Source organism: Streptomyces sp. BE303, assembly GCF_036290945.1.
In the GTDB taxonomy this organism is placed as follows: Bacteria; Actinomycetota; Actinomycetes; order Streptomycetales; family Streptomycetaceae; genus Kitasatospora.
In genome coordinates this window covers 1-316 of record NZ_JAQYWZ010000033.1, presented here as the reverse complement: position 1 = coordinate 316, position 316 = coordinate 1, and the positions used below count along the sequence as shown (strand labels likewise).

1 pseudogene is annotated in these 316 nt (G+C 65.8%); it reads left to right on the top strand.

The features are described from left to right. Positions 1 to 316 (top strand): annotated as a pseudogene (locus tag PUR56_RS00100) (beta-ketoacyl synthase N-terminal-like domain-containing protein); the annotation flags it as partial.

Genomic DNA, 316 nt, shown 5'->3' with positions numbered 1-316 from the left:
GGTTGCCGGGTGGTGTGGGGACGCCGGAGGAGTTCTGGGATCTGGTCGCGTCCGGTAGGGACGGGATCGGGGAGTTCACGACGGATCGTGTGTGGGATATGTAGTGGTTGTACCACACGGATCCTGAGCATTAGGGGACGTTCTACGCCCTGGAGGGCGGGTTCCTGTACGGGGCGGGGGACTTCTATGCGGGGCTGTTCTGGATCTCGCCGCGGGAGGCGTTGGCGATGGATCCGCAGCAGCGCCTGTTGATGGAGACTTCGTCGGAGACGCTCGAGGCGGCGGGTGACGATCCGCTGGGCCTGCGCGTCGAGCC